Genomic DNA, 19,021 nt, shown 5'->3' with positions numbered 1-19,021 from the left:
TCGTGGAAGCAGCGCTCACAGTGTTCGCCCTGCTCTTCCTGCTCGCCGTCGTGCTGGGCGTCTACGCCACGGTGAAGGCCGTCGGCGCCGCCAAGCGGGGCGTGGACCGCGGCATCACCCAGGCCCGCCGCACCGTCGAGGACCACACACTGCGGGCCAGGTCCCTCGTCCAGATGGGCCCGGCGGCCGAGCTGGCCCAGCTGCGGCTGACGCTGCGCACCTCCATGCGGGCCACCCAGGACGCGCTGCACGCGCGCGTGGCCGAGGACGAGTCCCTCAAGGAGTCCCTCGCCCTCTTCGAGCGGCTCAGCGCGCACGGCTTCGAGCTGGACGGCGAGCTGCGGCGGTTGGAGTCCGAGCCGGACCGCGCCACCCTCGCCGAGCGCCTGCCCGGACTGCGTGAGCGCACCGAGCGCGTCACCCGGTCGGCGGATGCCCTGCGCTGGGCGGCGCGTGACCGCGCCCGCCGCTTCGCGGACGACGACCTGGACTCGCTGAGCGCGCAGATCGACGTGGAGGCCGGTGCGCTGCGGCACTGGACGGAGACGACGCCGACGCAGGCCGGGACGGCGCCGGGGCCGGCCGCCGCACCGCCGTCCTGGCCCGAGGCCCCGCCCGCCGACGCCGCGTCCGCCCGGCAGACCTGGCCGGACTCCCCGGCGGCGCGGGAGGCGGCGACGGGGGACCCCGACCGCCCGGCCATCACCCCGCCCGCCGCGCGTCCCGTGTACCCCTGGCAGAAGAAGACCCGGCCCGAGAGCACGACCTGAACCGACGCGACCCGACCCGACCCGACCCGACCGGACGTGATCTCACCTCACCTGATGTGTGTCCTCGCCTGGCCGACTCGTCCGGCTGTGCGGTCGCGTCCGCCAGGGGCCTGTGAACGCCCGGTCGTCGGGGCCGGACTGCCGTGCGGGCACTACGCCAGGTAACCTCCAGCTCATGTCCCGCCATGTCGCTATCGTCACGGATTCAACGGCCTACCTCCCGGCCCGGACGATGGAGCGGCACGACATCACCGCGGTCCCCCTGACCGTCGTCCTGGGCGACCGGGCCCTGGAGGAGGGCACCGAGATCTCGACCCGCTCCCTGGCCCAGGCCCTCCAGAAACGCCGGCCGGTCACCACCTCCCGCCCCAGCCCCGGGCTCTTCGCCGAGACCTACCGCCGGATCGCCGAGTCCGGCGCCGACGGCATCGTCTCCCTCCACCTGTCCGCCGAACTCTCCGGCACGCACGACGCGGCCGTCGTGGCGGCGCGCGAGGCACCGGTCCCGGTACGGGTCGTGGACACCGGGATGATCGCGATGGCCCTCGGGTTCTGCGCGCTGGCCGCCGCGGAGACGGCGGAGGCGGGCGGCACGGTGGACGAGGCCGTCACCGCCGCCGAGAAGCGGGCCGCGGGCACCTCCGCCTACTTCTACGTCGACACCCTCGACTACCTGCGCCGCGGCGGCCGGATCGGGGCGGCCCAGGCGCTGTTCGGCTCCGCACTCGCCGTGAAGCCCCTGCTGCAACTGGAGGGCGGACGCATCGAACCCCTGGAGAAGGTCCGGACGGCGTCCAGGGCCATCGCCCGGCTCGAGGAGATCGCCGCCGACCGGGCGGGCGGCGCACCCGTCGACGTCGCCGTCCACCATCTCGCCGCCCCGGACCGGGCGTCGGCCCTCGCGGACCGCCTGCGGGAACGGGTGCCCGGGCTGGCGGACCTGCACGTGAGCGAGGTCGGTGCGGTGATCGGTGCGCATACGGGGCCTGGGCTGCTGGGGGTCGTGGTCTCACCGCGGTGAGCGTGTGCCGGCCGGGCGTCGACGGTCGGGGGCTGGTGGCCGGGGGCCGGGGGCCGGGGGCCGGGGGCCGGGCGCGCCGGGGGGGGGCGATGGGCGAGGGATGTGGTGTGTGGTGCGGTGTGCGGTGTCACCCGTGAGAGGGCCGGAGTTTTCCACAACCGGTGAGTAGTCCCCGGGAATTGACCATGATCGTCGCGAGGATGCCGAGGTGCCCGATCCTCGTCGCATGGCTCTTCGATCACGCTCACGCACCGCGTCCGCGACCAGTGGCCCGGGCCGCGCCCCGGCCTCCGACGGCCGCCTCGTCCACCGTCGCGCACCCGACTCCCGATCCCACGCCCGCCCCCGCTCCCATGCCCGGCACGGCCGCCGGCAGGCGCCCCCGGAGGAGCTGCGGCGGAGGGCGGAGGCGCTGTTCGGGAAGCGCACCGAGTACGCCGGGTGCGAAGGAGGGCGGGGCGAGTCGGGGAAAGGGCCGCCGCCGCCCGGCCGCCCTGACACTCATGATGTTCTCGACATCCCTGATGTGTCTGATGTGTCTGATGCTCCTGGCGCCACGGGCATGGACGACTCCCGCGGTCCCACGACGACCTGGCGGGAGCGGACCGGGCAGGCACTGCGGGAGCGGATGCCGTTGTGGCTGCAGACACGGTGCGGGCTGGAGCGGCGCAGCGTGGCCGCGCTGTCGGTGCTGCTCGTCGTCGCGGCGGTCTTCGCGGTGCAGCACTTCTGGTCCGGTCGCACCCAGCCCGTGGCGGCACCCGAGGTGGTCCGGGAGGCGGCGGCGTACGGAGCCGGAAAACCGGAGCCTGCGACCGGAGACCCCGCCACCACCGATGAGCCCGAGTCCAGGACCGCGCCGACGGCCACGGCCGGGCCCGAGATCGTGGTGGACGTCGGCGGCAAGGTCCGCGACCCCGGCATCCACAGCCTCCCGGCCGGTTCACGCGTGGCGGACGCCCTGCGAGCCGCCGGAGGCGTGCGGCCCGGCACGAAGACCGACGGACTGAACCGGGCCCGCTTCCTGGTGGACGGCGAGCAGGTGATCGTCGGAGCGTCCGCACCCCCGCCCCCGCCCGGAGCGGGGACCGCGTCCGGCGGGCAGGCGGGGGCGGGGCCCGCGGCGCCGGTCTCCCTCAACACGGCGACCACCGACCAGCTCGAAACCCTCCCGGGCGTCGGCCCGGTCCTCGCCCAGCACATCGTCGACTACCGCACCCAGCACGGCGGCTTCCGCTCGGTGGACCAGCTGCGCGAGGTCAACGGCATCGGCGAGCGCCGCTTCGCCGATCTGCGGGAGCTCGTACGTCCATGAACACGTACGTGACGGGAGCGGCCCGGCCGGGCCGGCTCGACCAGCCGGCCGGGCCCGACGAGCCCGACGAGCCGGGGGAGCGCCGTGCGAGGTCCCCGCGCGCCGCGGTGCACGCCGCCTCCGGCCACCGGCTGGGCGCGGCCCACCCCCGGCAGGAGGGCCCCGCGGACCTGCGTCTGGTACCGCCCGCCCTGGCGGCGTGGGCGACGGCGGCACTGGTGCTGGACGTGCCGGCCGGCTGGGCGGTGGTGCTGGTGACGGGCAGCCTGCTCCTGGCCGCGGCACTGCTGCTGGGGCCGGTGCGCGGACGGCCTCACACACCGTTGGCCGCCGCCCTGTTCCTCTGCGTCGCCGCGTCCGCGACCTCGGCCGCACTGCACGGCGCGGACCTGCGCGCGGGGCCCCTGCCGGAGCTGGCACGGCAGTACGCGACCGTCACCGCGGAGGTCGAGGTCACGGCCGACCCCCGCCTCACCCGGCCGCGCGTCACGGGCGACCGTGCCGTGCCGCCCACGGTGCTGATCGAGGCCGACGTGCGGCAGGTGACGGATAAGGACGGGACGGCGGTGACGACCCGGACGCCGGTCCTCGTCCTCGTGGATGTCGGCGAGTCCCGGACCCGGGCCGCGTCCTCCCGCTGGCTGAACCTGCTGCCGACCACCCGGCTGCGCGTCACCGCCCGCCTGTCGCCCCCGAGGAGGCAGGACGACCGGATCGCCGCGGTGCTGCGCGTACGGGCCGGCCGGCAGGCACCGCAGACGACGGCGGGGCCTTCGACGGCGCAACGCCTGGCGGGCCGGTTGCGAGCCGGTCTGCGCGAGGCGACCGAGGGCCTGCCGGCGGACGCGAGGGCGCTGCTGCCGGGCCTGGTCGTCGGCGACACCTCACGCGTCACGCCGGAGCTGGAGGAGGCGTTCAAGGAGACCGACCTGACGCACACGCTGGCCGTGTCGGGCGCCAACTTCACGATCGTGCTCGCGCTGCTCCTCGGCCCGCCGGGCCTGGCCCAGCGCAGCGAGCGCCGGGGCCTGGCGCCCCGCCTCGGCCTGCACCTGCGCACGACCGCGCTGCTCGGCGGCCTGCTCGCGTCGGCCTTCGTCGTCGTGTGCCGTCCCGACCCGAGCGTGCTGCGGGCGGCGGCCTGCGGCTCCGTCGCCCTGCTCGCCCTGGCCACCGGACGCCGCAGATCACTCCTGCCGGCCCTGGCGACGGCGGTACTGCTCCTGGTGCTCTACGATCCCTGGCTGGCCCGGAGTTACGGCTTCCTGCTCTCCGTGCTGGCCACGGGGGCCCTGCTCACGCTCGCTCCACGGTGGAGCGAGGCGTTGCGCCGGCGCCGGGTACCGCCCCGGCTCGCGGAGGCGCTGGCCGCCGCGGGTGCCGCTCAGGCCCTGTGCGCTCCGGTCGTCGCGGTGCTGTCGGCGCGGGTGAGCCTGGTGGGGGTGCCGTGCAACCTGCTGGCGGAGTTCGCGGTGGCCCCGGCCACCGTGCTCGGCTTCGCGGCACTGGCGACGGCGCCGGTGGCGATGGCGCCGGCCAAGGCCCTTGCCTGGTGCGGAGGCTGGCCGGCCGAGTGGATCGCGGGGATCGCCCGCACCGGCGCCCGGCTGCCGGGCGCGGGAGTGGACTGGCCGGGCAGCTGGGCCGGGGCGGCGCTGCTCGCCCTCGTCACGGTGGGCGGCCTGCTGGCCGGCCGACGCCTGCTGCGGCACCCCTGGTGGTGCGGCCTGTGCGCCCTGCTCCTGATCCTCCTGGTGGTGCAGCCGCCCCCGCTGGCCCGCGTCATCAAGGGGTGGCCCCCTCCCGGCTGGCGGATGGCGATGTGCGACGTGGGCCAGGGCGACGCGCTGGTCCTCGCGGCGGGAGAGGGGACGGCCGTGGTCGTGGACGCGGGCCCCGACCCCACCCTGGTCGACCACTGCCTGCGCTCCCTCGGCGTCACCCGCGTCCCCCTCGTACTGCTCACCCACTTCCACGCCGACCACGTGGCCGGGCTGCCCGGGGTACTGCGCGGCCGCTCGGTGGGCGCGATCGAGACGACCGCCCTCGAAGAGCCCGAGGACCAGGCCGAGTTCGTCCGCAGCCAGGCAACGGCCCGGCACCTCCCCCTGCGATCCGCGTCCGCCGGAGAACAGCGACGCTCCGGCCCGCTGTCCTGGCAGGTGGTGTGGCCCCCACCGAGCCCACCGGCCACCACGGCACCGGGCACGGAAAGCGGCCCCAACGACGCCAGCGTCACCCTCCTGGTCCGCACGGCGGGCATACGCCTGCTCCTCCTCGGCGACCTGGAACCCCCGGCCCAGCGGGAGCTGGCCCGCTCCCCGGCGGCAGCGGCGCTGGAAGGCGTCGACGTGATGAAGGTGGCCCACCACGGCTCGGCCCACCAGGACTTCGCGTTCCTGCGGAAAGTCGCCCCACGCCTGGCCCTCATCAGCTGCGGCGAGGACAACAGCTACGGCCACCCGGCGCCCGGCACGGTCGCGGCCCTGCGTGCCCAGGGCGCGAGGGTCCTGCGCACGGACCGGGACGGGGCGTTGGCGGTCGCCGGTACGGGGAAGGAGTTGCGGGTGGCGGGTGAGTGAGGACCGGGCACCGGCCGGATCACGAGCCGTTTCCGCCTCTGCTGTGCCCTGGGAGGCGTAGGCCGTGGGATCACCGGGAATTTCCAGATCAGCGCGGAAGACCGCGCCGTGCCGTGCAGCCGCCGGGCCCCGGCCACGGCCCCCCACACACACCACCCGACCACGGATCACCCCAAGACATGGCGGCGTCCCCGCCGTTGCCCGCCTTAGCACGACGGGCTCGGCGACGGGACGCCCGTCCCACCGGCAGAAGGAGAAACCCATGCCCCAACCCCCCACGCCGGGGCACACCGTCGTGCACCGGCCCGGCGAGGACGACCGGCGGGTCACGCGGTCGTGGCCGGAGGGTGTCTGATGGCCACCCCCATGACCGCCGGCAACTTCCTCAAGGCACTGAAGGCGGAGGGCCTCACCGTCGTCGAAGTGGGCGACTGGCGCAACCACAACCGCAACCACAAGGGGGCCTGGGGACCGGTCAACGGTGTGATGATCCACCACACCGTGACCCGGGGCAGCGCGGCCACCGTGGAGATCTGCCGCAAGGGCTACGAAAGCCTGCCCGGCCCCCTGTGCCACGGCGTCATCACCAAGGACGGCAAGGTCCATCTGGTCGGCTACGGGCGGGCAAACCACGCCGGCCTCGGCGACGACGACGTCCTGCGCGCGGTGATCGCGGAGAAGGCGCTGCCCCCGGACAACGAGGCCAACACCGACGGCAACCCGCACTTCTACGGCTTCGAGTGCGAGAACCTCGGCGACGGCAAGGACCCGTGGCCCGCCGCACAGTTGGACGCGATCGAGCGGGCCGCCGCGGCCGTGTGCCGCCACCACGGCTGGAACGAGCGCTCGGTGATCGGCCACCTCGAGTGGCAGCCCGGGAAGGTCGACCCGCGCGGGTTCACCATGGCGTCGATGCGCGCCCGGGTCGAAGAACGCCTCACCCACCCCGCCGGCTGGACGCCCGGCGACTTCGAGGAGGAAGACATGCCGCGAGCCATCAGCCGGTCCGAGGGCGACGACCAGGAGATCACGCCCCGGCGGTGGACGACGCTCACCGTGGACGGGGTGGACCTGCTGAAGGGCGCCTCCCACTACCAGGCCACGGCCTACCTGCGCGCGGACGTGCCACCCGGCTCCACGCTCCAGGGCCGCTTCTACCACCTGCGCCCGGACGGAACCCGGTGGACCGGCCCGATCGTCGAGCGGGTGGGCACCGACGGCAGCAGCTTCCCGGACTTCGGGAACAGCGGCTCGATCGTCGCCGACGAACGGCTCCGCTTCGAGTTCGTGTACTACCCGGCCGACTCCGGCGACGAGGCGCCGATCACCGTCACGAGCGCGAAGGTCCGCGGCCTGTACTGGGAGGGGTGAGGGCCGCGGGGTGACGCGAGACTGGGGGCATGGAACGAGCACAGGCCGACGCCTACCTCCACCGTCTGGGAGCCGACTGCCCCGCGGAGCCCACCCTCGGATCCCTGCGCGAGCTGCACCTGCGCCATCTGCGAAAGGTGCCCTTCGAGAACCTCTCCGTCCACCTGGGCGAGGAGATCGTGCTGGAGGAGAAGCGGCTCCTCGACAAGGTCGTGGGCGCGGGAAGGGGCGGGTTCTGCTATGAACTCAACGGGCTCTTCGCCGCGTTGCTCACCGCCCTCGGATACGAGGTCGCACTGCTGGCGGCGCGGGTGTACGGCGACGGGGGCCGCCTGGGGATCCCGTACGACCACCTGGCGCTGCTGGTGCGGACGGTGGACGGGGGCGACCGGCTGGCGGACGTCGGCTTCGGGGCGCACAGCCACGGCCCGCTGGCCGTCGGGGAGCGGGGCGAGCAGGCGGACCCCGGGGGGACGTTCCGGGTCGTCGAGGCGGGACCGGACGCGGCCGGGGCGCGTGGCGGACACGGAGGAGCGGCCGGGACGGGTGCGGCGGGTGCGGCGGGCGGCCTCGACCTGGACGTGCTGCGGGACGGCAAGCCGGTCTACCGGGTGGAGCGGCGCCCCAGGGTGCTGGACGACTTCGTGACCGGCGCGTGGTGGCACAGCACCTCGCCCCGGTCGCACTTCCTCCAGTCACCGGTCTGTTCGCGGCTCACGGAGGACGGGGGCAGGATCACGCTCAGTGGCCGCCGGCTCACCACGACGGCCGTCGACGGCGGCCGGGAGGAGCGGGAGCTGGAGACGGACACGGAGGTGCTCGCGGCCTACCGCGACCACTTCGGCATCCGTCTCGACGAAGTGCCGACCGCGTCGCCCACGTCGCCCGCGCCGCCTGTGTCCCGGCTGTGAGAAATCCCGCCCGGTGGGCCGAAACCGGACCACACGGGGCTACTCCCGCCCACTCCCTGCACATGTGACGGTTTCCTGCGATGTGGTCCCGTGTTGCCTCGAAAGCCACATCGGTGATCGAATGTTTCTCCGTCAACTAGTTTTCTCATGTCGTGCAGAGGGTGTCGCAAATGATCGGCCGCTTGCTGGGAAGCCGAACGAAGCGGATGCAACGGACGGGTCCCCTGGCGGCGGTGCGCACCCCGCCGGACGCCGGAGTGCTGAGCTGCCGCGTCCTCGACCCGGTCAACGATCCCGTGCCGAACGCCGAGTTCACGGTCAGCGACACCATGGGGCGCAAGGTGGTCGGCGGCGGTACGGACCCCTTCGGGTCGTTCGTGGCGACGGTGCCCGCGGGGGAGTACCGGCTCGCCGTGTCCGCCGAGGGCTACACGCCGTACCGGGCCTCCGTGACGGTCGTCGAGGACACGCTGGCCTCGCTCGGCGACGTGACGCTCCAGGTGGCCCAGCCGCCGGAGCTGCCCGCGCCCGGCGACTGGGAGATCGAGCCGGCGCACTCCTCGATCGCGTTCACCGCGCGGCACATCGGACTGGCCCGGATCCACGGCCGCTTCAACTCCTTCGCGGGCGCCGTGCGCATCGCCGACGACGTGGAGCAGTCGGCGATGCACGTCGTGATCGACGCGGCGTCCATCGACACCAACGTGAAGATGCGCGACGACCACCTGCGCTCGGCCGATTTCCTGGACGTGCAGCGGTACCCGACCCTGGAGTTCTACAGCGACCGGTTCACCCACCGCGGCGGCAACCGCTGGGCCGTCACCGGTGCGCTGTCCCTGCACGGCGTGACGCGCACCGTCACGCTGGACACCGAGTACCTCGGCCTCGGCAACGGCATGGAGGGCGAGACGCGGGCCGCCTGCCGCGCCACCACCGAGCTGCACCGCGACGACTTCACGGTGAGCTGGCAGACCATGCTGGCCCGCGGCATCGCCGTGGTCGGCCCCAGCATCCGCATCGACCTCGACGTGCAGACCGTGCCCAAGGGCTGACCGTGCCCGGGGCTGACCGACAATGGCTCCCGTGAGCGACGTGAGACATGTACTGGTACTGCCCGACCGCGACGCCGCGGAGGAAGCGGCCCAGGCGCTCGGGGAACGGTTCGGGGTCGACGAGGAGCCCCGGATCCTCCGCGACGCCCTGGCCGGTGAGGACGACGCCGAGGACGCGCAGTGGCTGGTCGTCCTGCGCGACGAGCGGGCGGCACTGGACCCCGGTGAGCTGGACGCGTTCGCGGGGGAGTGGGAGGGCTGGCGCGAGGAGCCGTAGCACCGACCCCCGCTCCCCACCCGGCTCCCGCCCTCCAGCGCGTCCGGCGTTGTCAGTGGCGCGTGCGATGCTTGTCGCGATGGCCAGGAAGACTGCGAATGACGACCCTCTCGCCCCGGTGACCCTTGCCGTGGGCCAGGAGGACCTCCTGCTCGACCGTGCCGTGCAGGAGGTGGTGGCCGCCGCCAGGGCCGCCGACGCCGACACGGACGTACGCGACCTCACCCCCGACCAGTTGCAGCCCGGCACCCTCGCCGAGCTCACCAGCCCCTCGCTCTTCGCCGAGCGCAAAGTCGTGGTCGTACGCAATGCGCAGGACCTGTCCGCCGACACGGTCAAGGACGTCAAGGCGTACATCGCCGCCCCCGCAGAGGAGATCACCCTCGTCCTGCTGCACGCGGGCGGCGCCAAGGGCAAGGGTGTGCTCGACGCCGGCCGCAAGGCGGGCGCGCGCGAGGTCGCCTGCGCCAAGATGACGAAGCCCGCCGACCGGCTGGCCTTCGTGCGCTCGGAGTTCCGTACCGCCGGGCGGTCGGCCACCCCCGAGGCGTGCCAGGCCCTGGTCGACGCGATCGGCAGCGACCTGCGGGAGCTGGCCTCGGCGGTGTCCCAGCTGACCGCCGACATAGAGGGGACCATCGACGAGGCGGTGGTCGGGCGGTACTACACCGGGCGGGCGGAGGCCTCCAGCTTCACGGTCGCCGACCGGGCGGTCGAGGGACGCGCGGCGGAGGCCCTGGAGGCGCTGCGCTGGTCGCTGGCGACCGGAGTGGCGCCGGTGCTGATCACCAGCGCCCTCGCGCAGGGCGTGCGGGCCATCGGCAAGCTGTCCTCCGCCCGCGGCGGACGCCCCGCCGACCTCGCCCGCGAGCTGGGCATGCCGCCCTGGAAGATCGACCGCGTCCGGCAGCAGATGCGCGGCTGGACCCCGGACGGCGTCTCCGTGGCCCTGCGCGCGGTGGCCGAGGCGGACGCGGGGGTGAAGGGCGACGGGGACGATCCCGAGTACGCCCTGGAGAAGGCCGTGGTGACCGTCGCCCGCGCGGCACGCTCGCGGGGACGGTCGTAAGCCCCCACCCACTCCCGGCCTGCCCGCGCCCTCCTCCCGGCCCGCCCGCCTGCCGCCCCCTGCGTGTCTGCCCGTTCCTCCGGCCTGATGCCCGTCTCACCCGTCTCCTCCCGGGCCGTCCTCCTGCCCCGGGACATGCCGGAGGCCCCGGCGTCCGTCCTGGGGAAGGACGGCCACCGGGGCCTCCGGATCGAGCTCGCGGATCCGTGCCCGCGTGGCGAACGCAGGCCGCGCACGGATCCTTAAGTGCCGGACGGGAGCAGATGAGAGAGGGCCCGCTCTGGATCCATCCGGCGATCAGACCAGATAAGGGGTTCAGCCCTTGAGAGCGCCGACCTTCTGCGCCAGCGCCGACTTCTTGTTGGCGGCCTGGTTCTTGTGGATGACGCCCTTGGAGACGGCCTTGTCGAGCTCGCGCGAAGCGACGCGCTGGTACTCGGTGGCCTTCTCCGCGTCACCCGCGGCGGCGGCCTCACGGGCCTTGCGGATCGCGGTCTTCAGAGAGGACTTGACCGACTTGTTGCGCAGCCGGGCCTTCTCGTTGGTCTTGTTCCGCTTGATCTGGGACTTGATGTTCGCCACGAATGAGCCTTTGCAGGTTCAGGCACGAGGCCGCGAGGGTCCCGTGCCGGTGATTTCTTGAAGGAGTGCCTCGCGCTGAGAGGGCAAGAGACACAGCCCCCCACACTACCAGCGGGTCGTCGAGGGTCCCAAACCCATACCGGGTCCCCACCCGTGGGACCATGGAGGCTACGTATCGATCCGACCCGAGACCCGAGACCGCAGACACTGCGGACGCCTCAAGAATCAGGACCCTGCGTGCCCGCGATCCCCAGCCATGTGCCCGAGCCGAGCCGTACCGACCCGGCGCTGATCCGCAACTTCTGCATCATCGCGCACATCGACCACGGCAAGTCCACGCTCGCCGACCGGATGCTCCAGCTGACCGGTGTGGTCGAGCAGCGGCAGATGCGCGCCCAGTACCTCGACCGCATGGACATCGAGCGCGAGCGCGGCATCACGATCAAGTCCCAGGCGGTGCGGTTGCCGTGGGCCCCGTCCCACGACAAGGGCTCCACGCACATCCTCAACATGATCGACACCCCGGGGCACGTCGACTTCACCTACGAGGTGTCGCGGTCGCTGGCCGCGTGCGAGGGCACGATCCTCCTCGTCGACGCCGCCCAGGGCATCGAGGCCCAGACCCTCGCCAACCTGTACCTGGCGATGGAGAACGACCTCACGATCATCCCCGTGCTCAACAAGATCGACCTGCCGGCCGCGCAGCCCGAGAAGTTCGCCGAGGAGCTGGCCAACCTGGTCGGCTGCGACCCCGACGACGTGCTCAAGGTCTCCGCGAAGACCGGCCTCGGCGTCGACGCGCTGCTGGACAAGGTCGTCGCCGACATCCCGGCCCCGGTCGGCGTCAAGGACGCCCCCGCCCGCGCGATGATCTTCGACTCCGTCTACGACTCCTACCGCGGCGTCGTGACGTACGTCCGGGTCATCGACGGTCAGCTCAACAAGCGCGAGCGCATCCGGATGATGTCCACCGGCGCCACGCACGAGCTGCTGGAGATCGGCACCAACTCGCCCGAGATGCTCTCCGCCGACGGCCTCGGCGTCGGCGAGGTGGGGTACCTGATCACCGGCGTGAAGGACGTCCGCCAGTCCAAGGTCGGCGACACCGTCACCAGCCAGCACAAGGGTGCCGAGGAGGCGCTCGGCGGCTACAAGGACCCGAGGCCCATGGTCTTCTCCGGTCTGTATCCGCTGGACGGATCCGACTACCCCGAGCTGCGCGAGGCGCTGGACAAGCTCCAGCTCAACGACGCCGCGCTGGTCTACGAGCCGGAGACCTCCGCCGCCCTCGGCTTCGGCTTCCGCGTCGGCTTCCTCGGCCTGCTCCACCTGGACGTGATCCGCGAGCGGCTGGAGCGCGAGTTCGGCCTCGACCTCATCGCCACCGCGCCCAACGTGGTCTACCGGGTGATCCTCGAGGACGGCACCGAGGTCGACGTCACCAACCCGAGCGAGTTCCCCGAGGGAAAGATCAACGAGGTCTACGAGCCGGTCGTGCGCGCCACGATCCTCGCGCCGACCGAGTTCATCGGCTCGATCATGGAGCTGTGCCAGACCCGGCGCGGCACCCTGCTCGGCATGGACTACCTCTCCGAGGACCGGGTGGAGATCCGCTACACCCTCCCCCTCGCGGAGATCGTCTTCGACTTCTTCGACCAGCTGAAGTCGAAGACGCGCGGATACGCCTCCCTCGACTACGAGCCCACCGGCGAGCAGACCTCCAGCCTGGTCAAGGTCGACATCCTGCTGCACGGCGACAAGGTGGACGCGTTCTCCGCGATCACCCACAAGGACCAGGCGTACGCGTACGGCGTCCGGCTCGTCGCCAAGCTCAAGGAGCTGATCCCGCGGCAGGCCTTCGAGGTGCCGGTGCAGGCTGCCATCGGCTCCCGGGTCATCGCCCGCGAGACCATCCGCGCCATCCGCAAGGACGTCCTCGCCAAGTGCTACGGCGGTGACATCTCCCGCAAGCGGAAGCTGCTGGAGAAGCAGAAGGAAGGCAAGAAGCGGATGAAGATGGTGGGTTCCGTGGAGGTTCCGCAGGAGGCCTTCATCGCGGTCCTGTCCAGTGACGACAGCGCGGGGTCGGGCAAGGGCAAGAAGTAACCGCCACGCCGCACGTCGAGTCCGGTCAAAACGGACACCGAGGGGCCCGTCGTACGAAAGTGCGGCGGGTCCCTTCGCATGTCACGGGCGCGCATCTGTAGGAAGTGACAGGGCGCGGGCTCTTACGCGGCGGCCGGTCGCCCTTTACTCTGATGCCTGCCCCTTAGTTACTCGTGAGTTAAACAAGTGATCGGGCAACGGCCCGAGTCACCGCCTCAAGACCCCTGAAGACCCCTGAACACCGCCCGAGAGTGAACCAGCCACACCTGAGCCAGCCGCAACGAGCCAGCCGCACCGTCGCGGGCCCGGAGGATGTCGTGAGCGACACACAGACACTGATCGAGAACCGTCCGCCCTCCGTGGCGGGACTCTTCCTGGAGCGGGTGGCCGCCACGCCGGACGCCGAGGCGTACCGCTATCCGGTGCCGCCGGCCTCGGGCGAGGGCCCCGACGACTGGAAGTCGCTGACCTGGGCGCAGGCCGCCGAGCGGGTCTACGCGATCGCGGCGGGCCTGGTCGAGCTGGGCGTGCAGCCGGAGCAGCGGGTGGCGCTGGCCTCCTCCACCCGGCTGGAGTGGATCCTCACCGACCTCGGCATCATGTGCGCGGGCGCGGCGACGACCACCGTCTACCCGCAGACCAACGCCGACGAATCGGCGTACATCCTCTCCGACTCGGAGAGCCGGGTGCTGATCGCGGAGGACGCCGCACAGCTGGCCAAGGCGCGGGAGAAGCGGGCCGAGCTGCCCGACCTCACCCACGTGGTCCTGATCGACGCGGCCGGTGCCGACACCTCCGAGGAGTGGATCCTCACCCTCGACGAACTGGAGCGCCGGGGCGCCGCCCGTCTGGAGACGGACCCGCAGCTGATCAAGGAGCGGGTCGGCGCACTCACCAAGGACCAGCTCGCCACCCTCATCTACACCTCCGGCACCACCGGCCGGCCCAAGGGCGTGCGGCTCCCGCACGACTGCTGGTCGTACATGGCCAAGGCGATCGCCGCGACCGACCTGGTCACCAAGGACGACGTCCAGTACCTGTGGCTGCCGCTCGCGCACGTCTTCGGCAAGGTGCTGACCTCCGGCCAGATCGAGGCCGGGCACGTCACCGCCGTCGACGGCCGCGTCGACAAGATCATCGAGAATCTGCCGGTGGTCCAGCCGACCTACATGGCGGCCGTGCCCCGCATCTTCGAGAAGGTCTACAACGGCGTCGCCGCCAAGGCCCGCGCGGGCGGCGGTGCCAAGTACAAGATCTTCCAGTGGGCCGCCGGGATTGCCCGCGAGTACGCCAAGGTCACCCAGGACAACTTCAGGCGCACCGGCACCGCGAGCGCCCCCACCGGCCTGCGCACCAAGCACGCCGTCGCCGACCGGCTCGTCTACGCCAAGATCCGCGAGGCCTTCGGCGGTCGCCTGCGGGCCTGCGTCTCGGGCTCGGCCGCCCTCGCCCCCGAGATCGGATACTTCTTCGCCGGCGCCGGCATCCACATCCTGGAGGGCTACGGCCTCACCGAGTCCTCCGCCGCGTCCTTCGTCAACCCCGGCGAGGCCTATCGCACCGGCACCGTCGGCAAGCCGCTGCCCGGCACCGAGGTGCGCATCGCGGACGACGGCGAGATCCTGCTGCGCGGCCCCGGCATCATGGAGGGCTACCACAAGCTGCCCGAGAAGACCGCCGAGGTCCTGGAGTCCGACGGCTGGTTCCACACCGGCGACATCGGCGAGCTGTCGCCCGACGGCTACCTGCGCATCACCGACCGCAAGAAGGACCTCATCAAGACGTCCGGCGGCAAGTACATCGCGCCCGCCGAGGTCGAGGGCCAGTTCAAGGCGGTCTGCCCCTACGTCTCCAACATCCTGGTCCACGGCGCCGCCCGGAACTTCTGCACCGCGCTCATCGCCCTCGACGAGGTCGCCATCGGGGAGTGGGCGAAGGAGAACGGCCTGGAGGGCAAGCCGTACGCGGAGATCGTCGCGGCGCCCGCCACCGTCGAGATGGTCGACGGCTACGTCAGGCAGCTCAACGAGGGCCTCCAGCGCTGGCAGACCATCAAGAAGTTCCGCCTCCTGCCCCGCGACCTCGACGTCGAGCACGGCGAGATCACCCCGAGCCTGAAGCTGAAGCGGCCGGTGGTGGAGCGGGAGTACAAGAACCTGATCGAGGAGATGTACGAGGGCTCGCGCGAGGCGTAGTACCCGGCGCGCGGCACCCGGCGCCCGACGGCCTTCGCGGGCTGCGGGTGCCGCCGACCGCGCGGCAGATATTCGAAGACGTCCGATTTCCGGTCGGCTTCCGGCCGTCTTCGAACATTCGCCTAGCACGGTTCTCACCCATCGCGGCCCACTTCGGTAACTCCGCGCTTATGGGCGGGGCCGGTCTGTCACTCTGTCGGCATCGAGTGTGAGGAATTCGCACGAACTGCCCGGGGAGACGTCCATGGGGGCCATTCCGACGCAGCGGGAGACCGTCTCCCGCGCCGGCGCGGCGGCCGCGCGTGCCGCTGAGGCATCCGCCGAGGGCTTCGGCGAGGGCTTCGAGGAGTGCGCGCGGGCGCGCGTGACCCTGCTGGGCAGCTCCTTGGCGCCGGGCGCCGCCCGCGCGATGGTGCGGGCCGCGCTCGCCGACTGGTCCGCGCTCGGCCTGCCCGGCACGGAACACCTGACCGAGCACCTCACCGCCGACGCCCTGGTCGTCGTCAGCGAGCTGGTCACCAACGCCGTCGTGCACGCCGGCACCGACGTCGAGGTGGGCCTCGAGGTGGAGACGACCGGCACTCTCGTCGTCGAGGTCGCGGACCAGCACCCGTCGCGCGCCCCGAGGGGCGGCGACCACGAGACACCGCACGAACCCGCCGAGTACGGGCGTGGCCTGCACCTCGTCGCCGCGCTCGCGGAGGCATGGGGCATCACCTACCGCCCGGGCACCAAGACGGTGTGGGCGCGGCTGCCGGCCGTCGGCGCCGAGCCCGCCGACGGTGTGGGGGCGGGCGCCGGCGGCGGGGCCGTGGAGGTCGCGGCCGTACGGCCGGGCGAGGCGGGCGTCGAGCCGGCCGGGAGCACGGAGCGGATCGACGTGTACGCCGTGGGGCGCCGTGGCACGCCGTCCACGGGGGCGGCGGAGCCGGGAGTCCCCGGCGGTCCGGACTGCGCGTCCGGTGGGCCCGGAAGGCCCGGCCGCCGCCGCTCGCGCGACCGGGAGTGGCTGGGCCGCGGCGCCCTGTCCTTCCTCGCCGAGGCCTCCGACCTCCTGGCCGGCCAACTCGACGAGGACCTCGTCGCCTCCCTCACCGGCCAGCTGATCGTGCCCCGGCTCGCCGACTGGTGCGGGGTGTGGCTGGAGGACGAGACCCTGGGCCGGGGCGCCTGGAGCGACGACTCCGGGGCGTCCGTCGGCGCCCGGCTGGCCCGCGTGTGGCACGCCGGCGAGGGCCACCTCGACGAACTGCGCGCGGCCCTGGAGAAGGAGCCGCCCCGTCCCCGCGACCCGTGGCGCTCCGGCCCCGTCGGCCACCCCTGGCCCGGCGAGGCACTCGGCACACACGGCACCGCGCTCGCCTACCGCCTGGTCGCCGGCGGCCGGCCGCTGGGCACCCTGGTCATCGGACGGGCCGGCCCTGCGGGTCTTCTGGACACCCAGGACGCCCAGGGCACCGACGGCGCTCTGGGCGCCCCGGGCGCCTCGGGCGCTCAGGGCGGCCCGGACATCTGTGACACCAGCGGCTTCCCCGGCTTCCCCGGCTTCCCCGACGAGATCACCGGGCTGGTCGAGGACCTCAGCCGCCGGGTGGCGCTGGCCATCGGCGCTGCCCGCCAGTACGCCCGGCAGGCCACCATCAGCGCCGTGCTCCAGCGCGGCCTGCTGCCCGGCGCCGTCGCCGAGATCCCCGGCGTGCGCAGCGCCCTGGTCTACGAACCGCGCGACAAGGGCGGCCCCAGCGGTGACTTCTACGACCTCTTCCCGGCCGGCGACGGCCGCTGGTGCTTCGCCGTGGGCGACGTCCAGGGCAAGGGCCCCGAGGCCGCCGTCGTCATCGGGCTCGCCCGGCCCTGGCTGCGGCTGCTGGCCCGCGAGCAGTACGGCGTCCCGGACGTCCTCGACCGCCTCAACCAGCTCCTCCTCGACGACGCCACCGAGGCCGCCGACGCCGCCGCCCGCGCCCTGGTCGCCGCCGGAGGCCCACCGGTTGCCCCGGGCGACGGACCGCAGACCCGATTCCTCTCCCTGCTCTACGGCGAGCTGGTCCCCGTCGAGGGCGGCGTCCGCTGCACCCTCGCCTCCGCCGGACACCCGCTGCCGCTGCTCCTCGGGCCCGACGGCGCCGTTTCCACCGTGGCGTGCCCGCAGACCCTCCTCGGCGTAGTCGAGGACGCGACGTACGTCAGCGAGACCTTCGAGCTGCGCTCCGGCGACACCCTGCTGTGCGTCACGGACGGGGTCACCGAGCGGCGCAGCGGCTCCCGCCAGTTCGACGACGGCGACGGACTCGCCGCCGCGCTGGCCGGGTGCACGGGCCTGGACGCCGAGCTGGTCGCCGAGCGCATCAGGCGGCTGGTGCACGAGTTCGGGTCCCGGCCCCCGGAAGACGACCTGGCGCTGCTGGTGCTCCAGGCGGAGTGAGCGGGCGGGCAGGGGATCCGGCCGGGTGCGGGACAATGGAACGCATGCCCTCCGCACTCCCCGACGGCGAGCCCGTCCCCGCCGACGGCGCCCTGCCCGCGTCCGCGCTCGCCGGGGCCGCCGGCCGCCCCCTCGGCTTCTACCTGCACGTGCCGTACTGCGCGACCCGCTGCGGCTACTGCGACTTCAACACCTACACCGCCACGGAGCTGCGCGGCACCGGCGGCGTCCTCGCCTCCCGCGACAACTACGCCGACACCCTCGTCGACGAGGTCCGCCTGGCCCGCAAGGTGCTCGGCGACGACCCCCGCGAGGTCCGCACGGTCTTCGTCGGCGGCGGTACGCCCACCCTGCTGGCCGCCGGTGACCTGGTGCGGATGCTGGGCGCGGTCCGCGAGGAGTTCGGCCTGGCGCCGGACGCGGAGATCACGACGGAGGCCAACCCGGAGTCGGTCGACCCGGCGTACCTCGCCACCCTCCGCGAGGGCGGCTTCAACCGGATCTCCTTCGGCATGCAGAGCGCCAAGCAGCACGTCCTGAAGATCCTCGACCGCACCCACACCCCCGGCCGCCCCGAGGCCTGCGTCGCCGAGGCTCGCGCGGCCGGCTTCGACCACGTCAACCTCGACCTGATCTACGGCACCCCCGGTGAGTCCGACGACGACTGGCGGGCCTCCCTGGACGCCGCGCTCGGCGCCGGGCCCGATCACGTCTCGGCGTACGCCCTGATCGTCGAGGAGGGCACCCGGCTGGCCCGGCGCATCCGACGCGGCGAGGTCCCGATGACCGACGACGACGTGCACGCCGACCGGTACCTGATCGCCGAGGAGACCCTCGCGGCGGCGGGCTTCGACTGGTACGAGGTGTCGAACTGGGCCACCTCCGACGCCGGGCGGTGCCTGCACAACGAGCTGTACTGGCGGGGCGCCGACTGGTGGGGTGCTGGGCCGGGGGCGCACTCCCACGTGGGGGGCGTGCGGTGGTGGAACGTGAAGCATCCGGGGGCGTACGCGGGGGCGCTGGCGGCGGGGAAGTCGCCGGGCGCCGGGCGTGAGGTCCTGACGGACGAGGACCGGCGGGTGGAGCGCGTCCTGCTGGAGCTGCGGCTGCGGGAGGGGGCGCCGTTGTCGCTGCTGCGGGAGGCGGGGCTCGCGGCGGCCCGGCGTGCGCTGTCCGACGGGCTGCTCCAGAAGGGGCCGTACGACGCAGGGAGTGCGGTTCTGACCCTGCGCGGGCGGCTGCTGGCGGACGCGGTGGTGCGGGACCTGGTGGACTGAGGGGTCATCCCCGCTTCCGCGGGGAGCAGGAACTGCTCGGCCGTGTGGACGAGCTGATCGACGGACCA

The 19,021-nt window shown here is 73.1% G+C and carries 13 protein-coding genes and 1 pseudogene; 13 read left to right on the top strand and 1 reads right to left on the bottom strand.

Annotated features, from left to right (window positions below; all coding sequences use genetic code 11):
• Positions 1-2: 2 nt before the first annotated feature.
• The 9 genes and pseudogenes from ACIQFU_RS00605 to holA all read left to right on the top strand — a co-directional run bounded on the left by ACIQFU_RS00605 (position 3) and on the right by holA (position 10,368).
• Positions 3-770, top strand: coding sequence for a hypothetical protein (locus ACIQFU_RS00605; RefSeq protein ID WP_402547908.1), 768 nt, complete (start codon positions 3-5; stop codon positions 768-770).
• Positions 771-945: 175 nt separating this feature from the next.
• Positions 946-1,791: a DegV family protein gene (locus ACIQFU_RS00600; protein ID WP_402547906.1), complete on the top strand. Its 846-nt coding sequence runs from the start codon at positions 946-948 to the stop codon at positions 1,789-1,791.
• A 226-nt stretch (positions 1,792-2,017) separates the two neighbouring features.
• Positions 2,018-3,106: a helix-hairpin-helix domain-containing protein gene (locus ACIQFU_RS00595; RefSeq protein ID WP_402547904.1), complete on the top strand. Its 1,089-nt coding sequence runs from the start codon at positions 2,018-2,020 to the stop codon at positions 3,104-3,106.
• Entirely contained in the window at positions 3,103-5,688 is a 2,586-nt protein-coding gene (locus tag ACIQFU_RS00590) for a ComEC/Rec2 family competence protein (protein WP_402547903.1), read from the top strand. Before ACIQFU_RS00595 ends, ACIQFU_RS00590 begins: the two co-directional genes overlap by 4 nt.
• Before the next feature lie 366 nt (positions 5,689-6,054).
• A pseudogene (locus ACIQFU_RS00585) lies at positions 6,055-6,627 on the top strand (N-acetylmuramoyl-L-alanine amidase); the annotation flags it as partial.
• 461 nt (positions 6,628-7,088) lie between these two features.
• A complete protein-coding gene (locus ACIQFU_RS00580; protein ID WP_402547902.1) occupies positions 7,089-7,970 on the top strand; it encodes an arylamine N-acetyltransferase in 882 nt (293 codons plus the stop codon).
• A gap of 170 nt (positions 7,971-8,140) precedes the next feature.
• Entirely contained in the window at positions 8,141-9,022 is an 882-nt protein-coding gene (locus ACIQFU_RS00575) for a YceI family protein (protein ID WP_402547900.1), read from the top strand.
• 31 nt (positions 9,023-9,053) lie between these two features.
• A complete protein-coding gene (locus ACIQFU_RS00570) occupies positions 9,054-9,299 on the top strand; it encodes a hypothetical protein (RefSeq protein WP_402547898.1) in 246 nt (81 codons plus the stop codon).
• A gap of 79 nt (positions 9,300-9,378) precedes the next feature.
• Positions 9,379-10,368, top strand: coding sequence for a DNA polymerase III subunit delta (gene holA / locus ACIQFU_RS00565; RefSeq protein WP_402547896.1), 990 nt, complete (start codon positions 9,379-9,381; stop codon positions 10,366-10,368).
• Between the two features lie 315 nt (positions 10,369-10,683).
• Here the strand turns inward: holA and rpsT are convergent, their stop codons facing one another.
• Positions 10,684-10,950: a 30S ribosomal protein S20 gene (rpsT, locus tag ACIQFU_RS00560; protein WP_402547895.1), complete on the bottom strand. Its 267-nt coding sequence runs from the start codon at positions 10,948-10,950 to the stop codon at positions 10,684-10,686.
• Positions 10,951-11,187: 237 nt separating this feature from the next.
• Between rpsT and lepA the strand changes: the two genes are divergently transcribed.
• The 4 genes from lepA to hemW all read left to right on the top strand — a co-directional run bounded on the left by lepA (position 11,188) and on the right by hemW (position 18,953).
• Positions 11,188-13,056, top strand: coding sequence for a translation elongation factor 4 (lepA, locus tag ACIQFU_RS00555; RefSeq protein ID WP_402547894.1), 1,869 nt, complete (start codon positions 11,188-11,190; stop codon positions 13,054-13,056).
• 317 nt (positions 13,057-13,373) lie between these two features.
• Complete coding sequence (locus ACIQFU_RS00550) at positions 13,374-15,251, top strand: AMP-dependent synthetase/ligase (protein WP_402547892.1); 1,878 nt, start codon at positions 13,374-13,376, stop codon at positions 15,249-15,251.
• 244 nt (positions 15,252-15,495) lie between these two features.
• The gene (locus tag ACIQFU_RS00545; protein ID WP_402547890.1) at positions 15,496-17,676 is read left to right on the top strand and encodes a SpoIIE family protein phosphatase; all 2,181 of its coding nucleotides are present in this window, start codon (positions 15,496-15,498) and stop codon (positions 17,674-17,676) included.
• Positions 17,677-17,720: 44 nt separating this feature from the next.
• A complete protein-coding gene (gene hemW / locus ACIQFU_RS00540) occupies positions 17,721-18,953 on the top strand; it encodes a radical SAM family heme chaperone HemW (RefSeq protein WP_402547889.1) in 1,233 nt (410 codons plus the stop codon).
• Positions 18,954-19,021 lie beyond the last annotated feature (68 nt).

The sequence above is a fragment of the Streptomyces sp. NPDC093065 genome, from assembly GCF_044754585.1.
In the GTDB taxonomy this organism is placed as follows: Bacteria; Actinomycetota; Actinomycetes; order Streptomycetales; family Streptomycetaceae; genus Streptomyces.
This window is presented reverse-complemented; position numbering and strand designations above follow the sequence as displayed.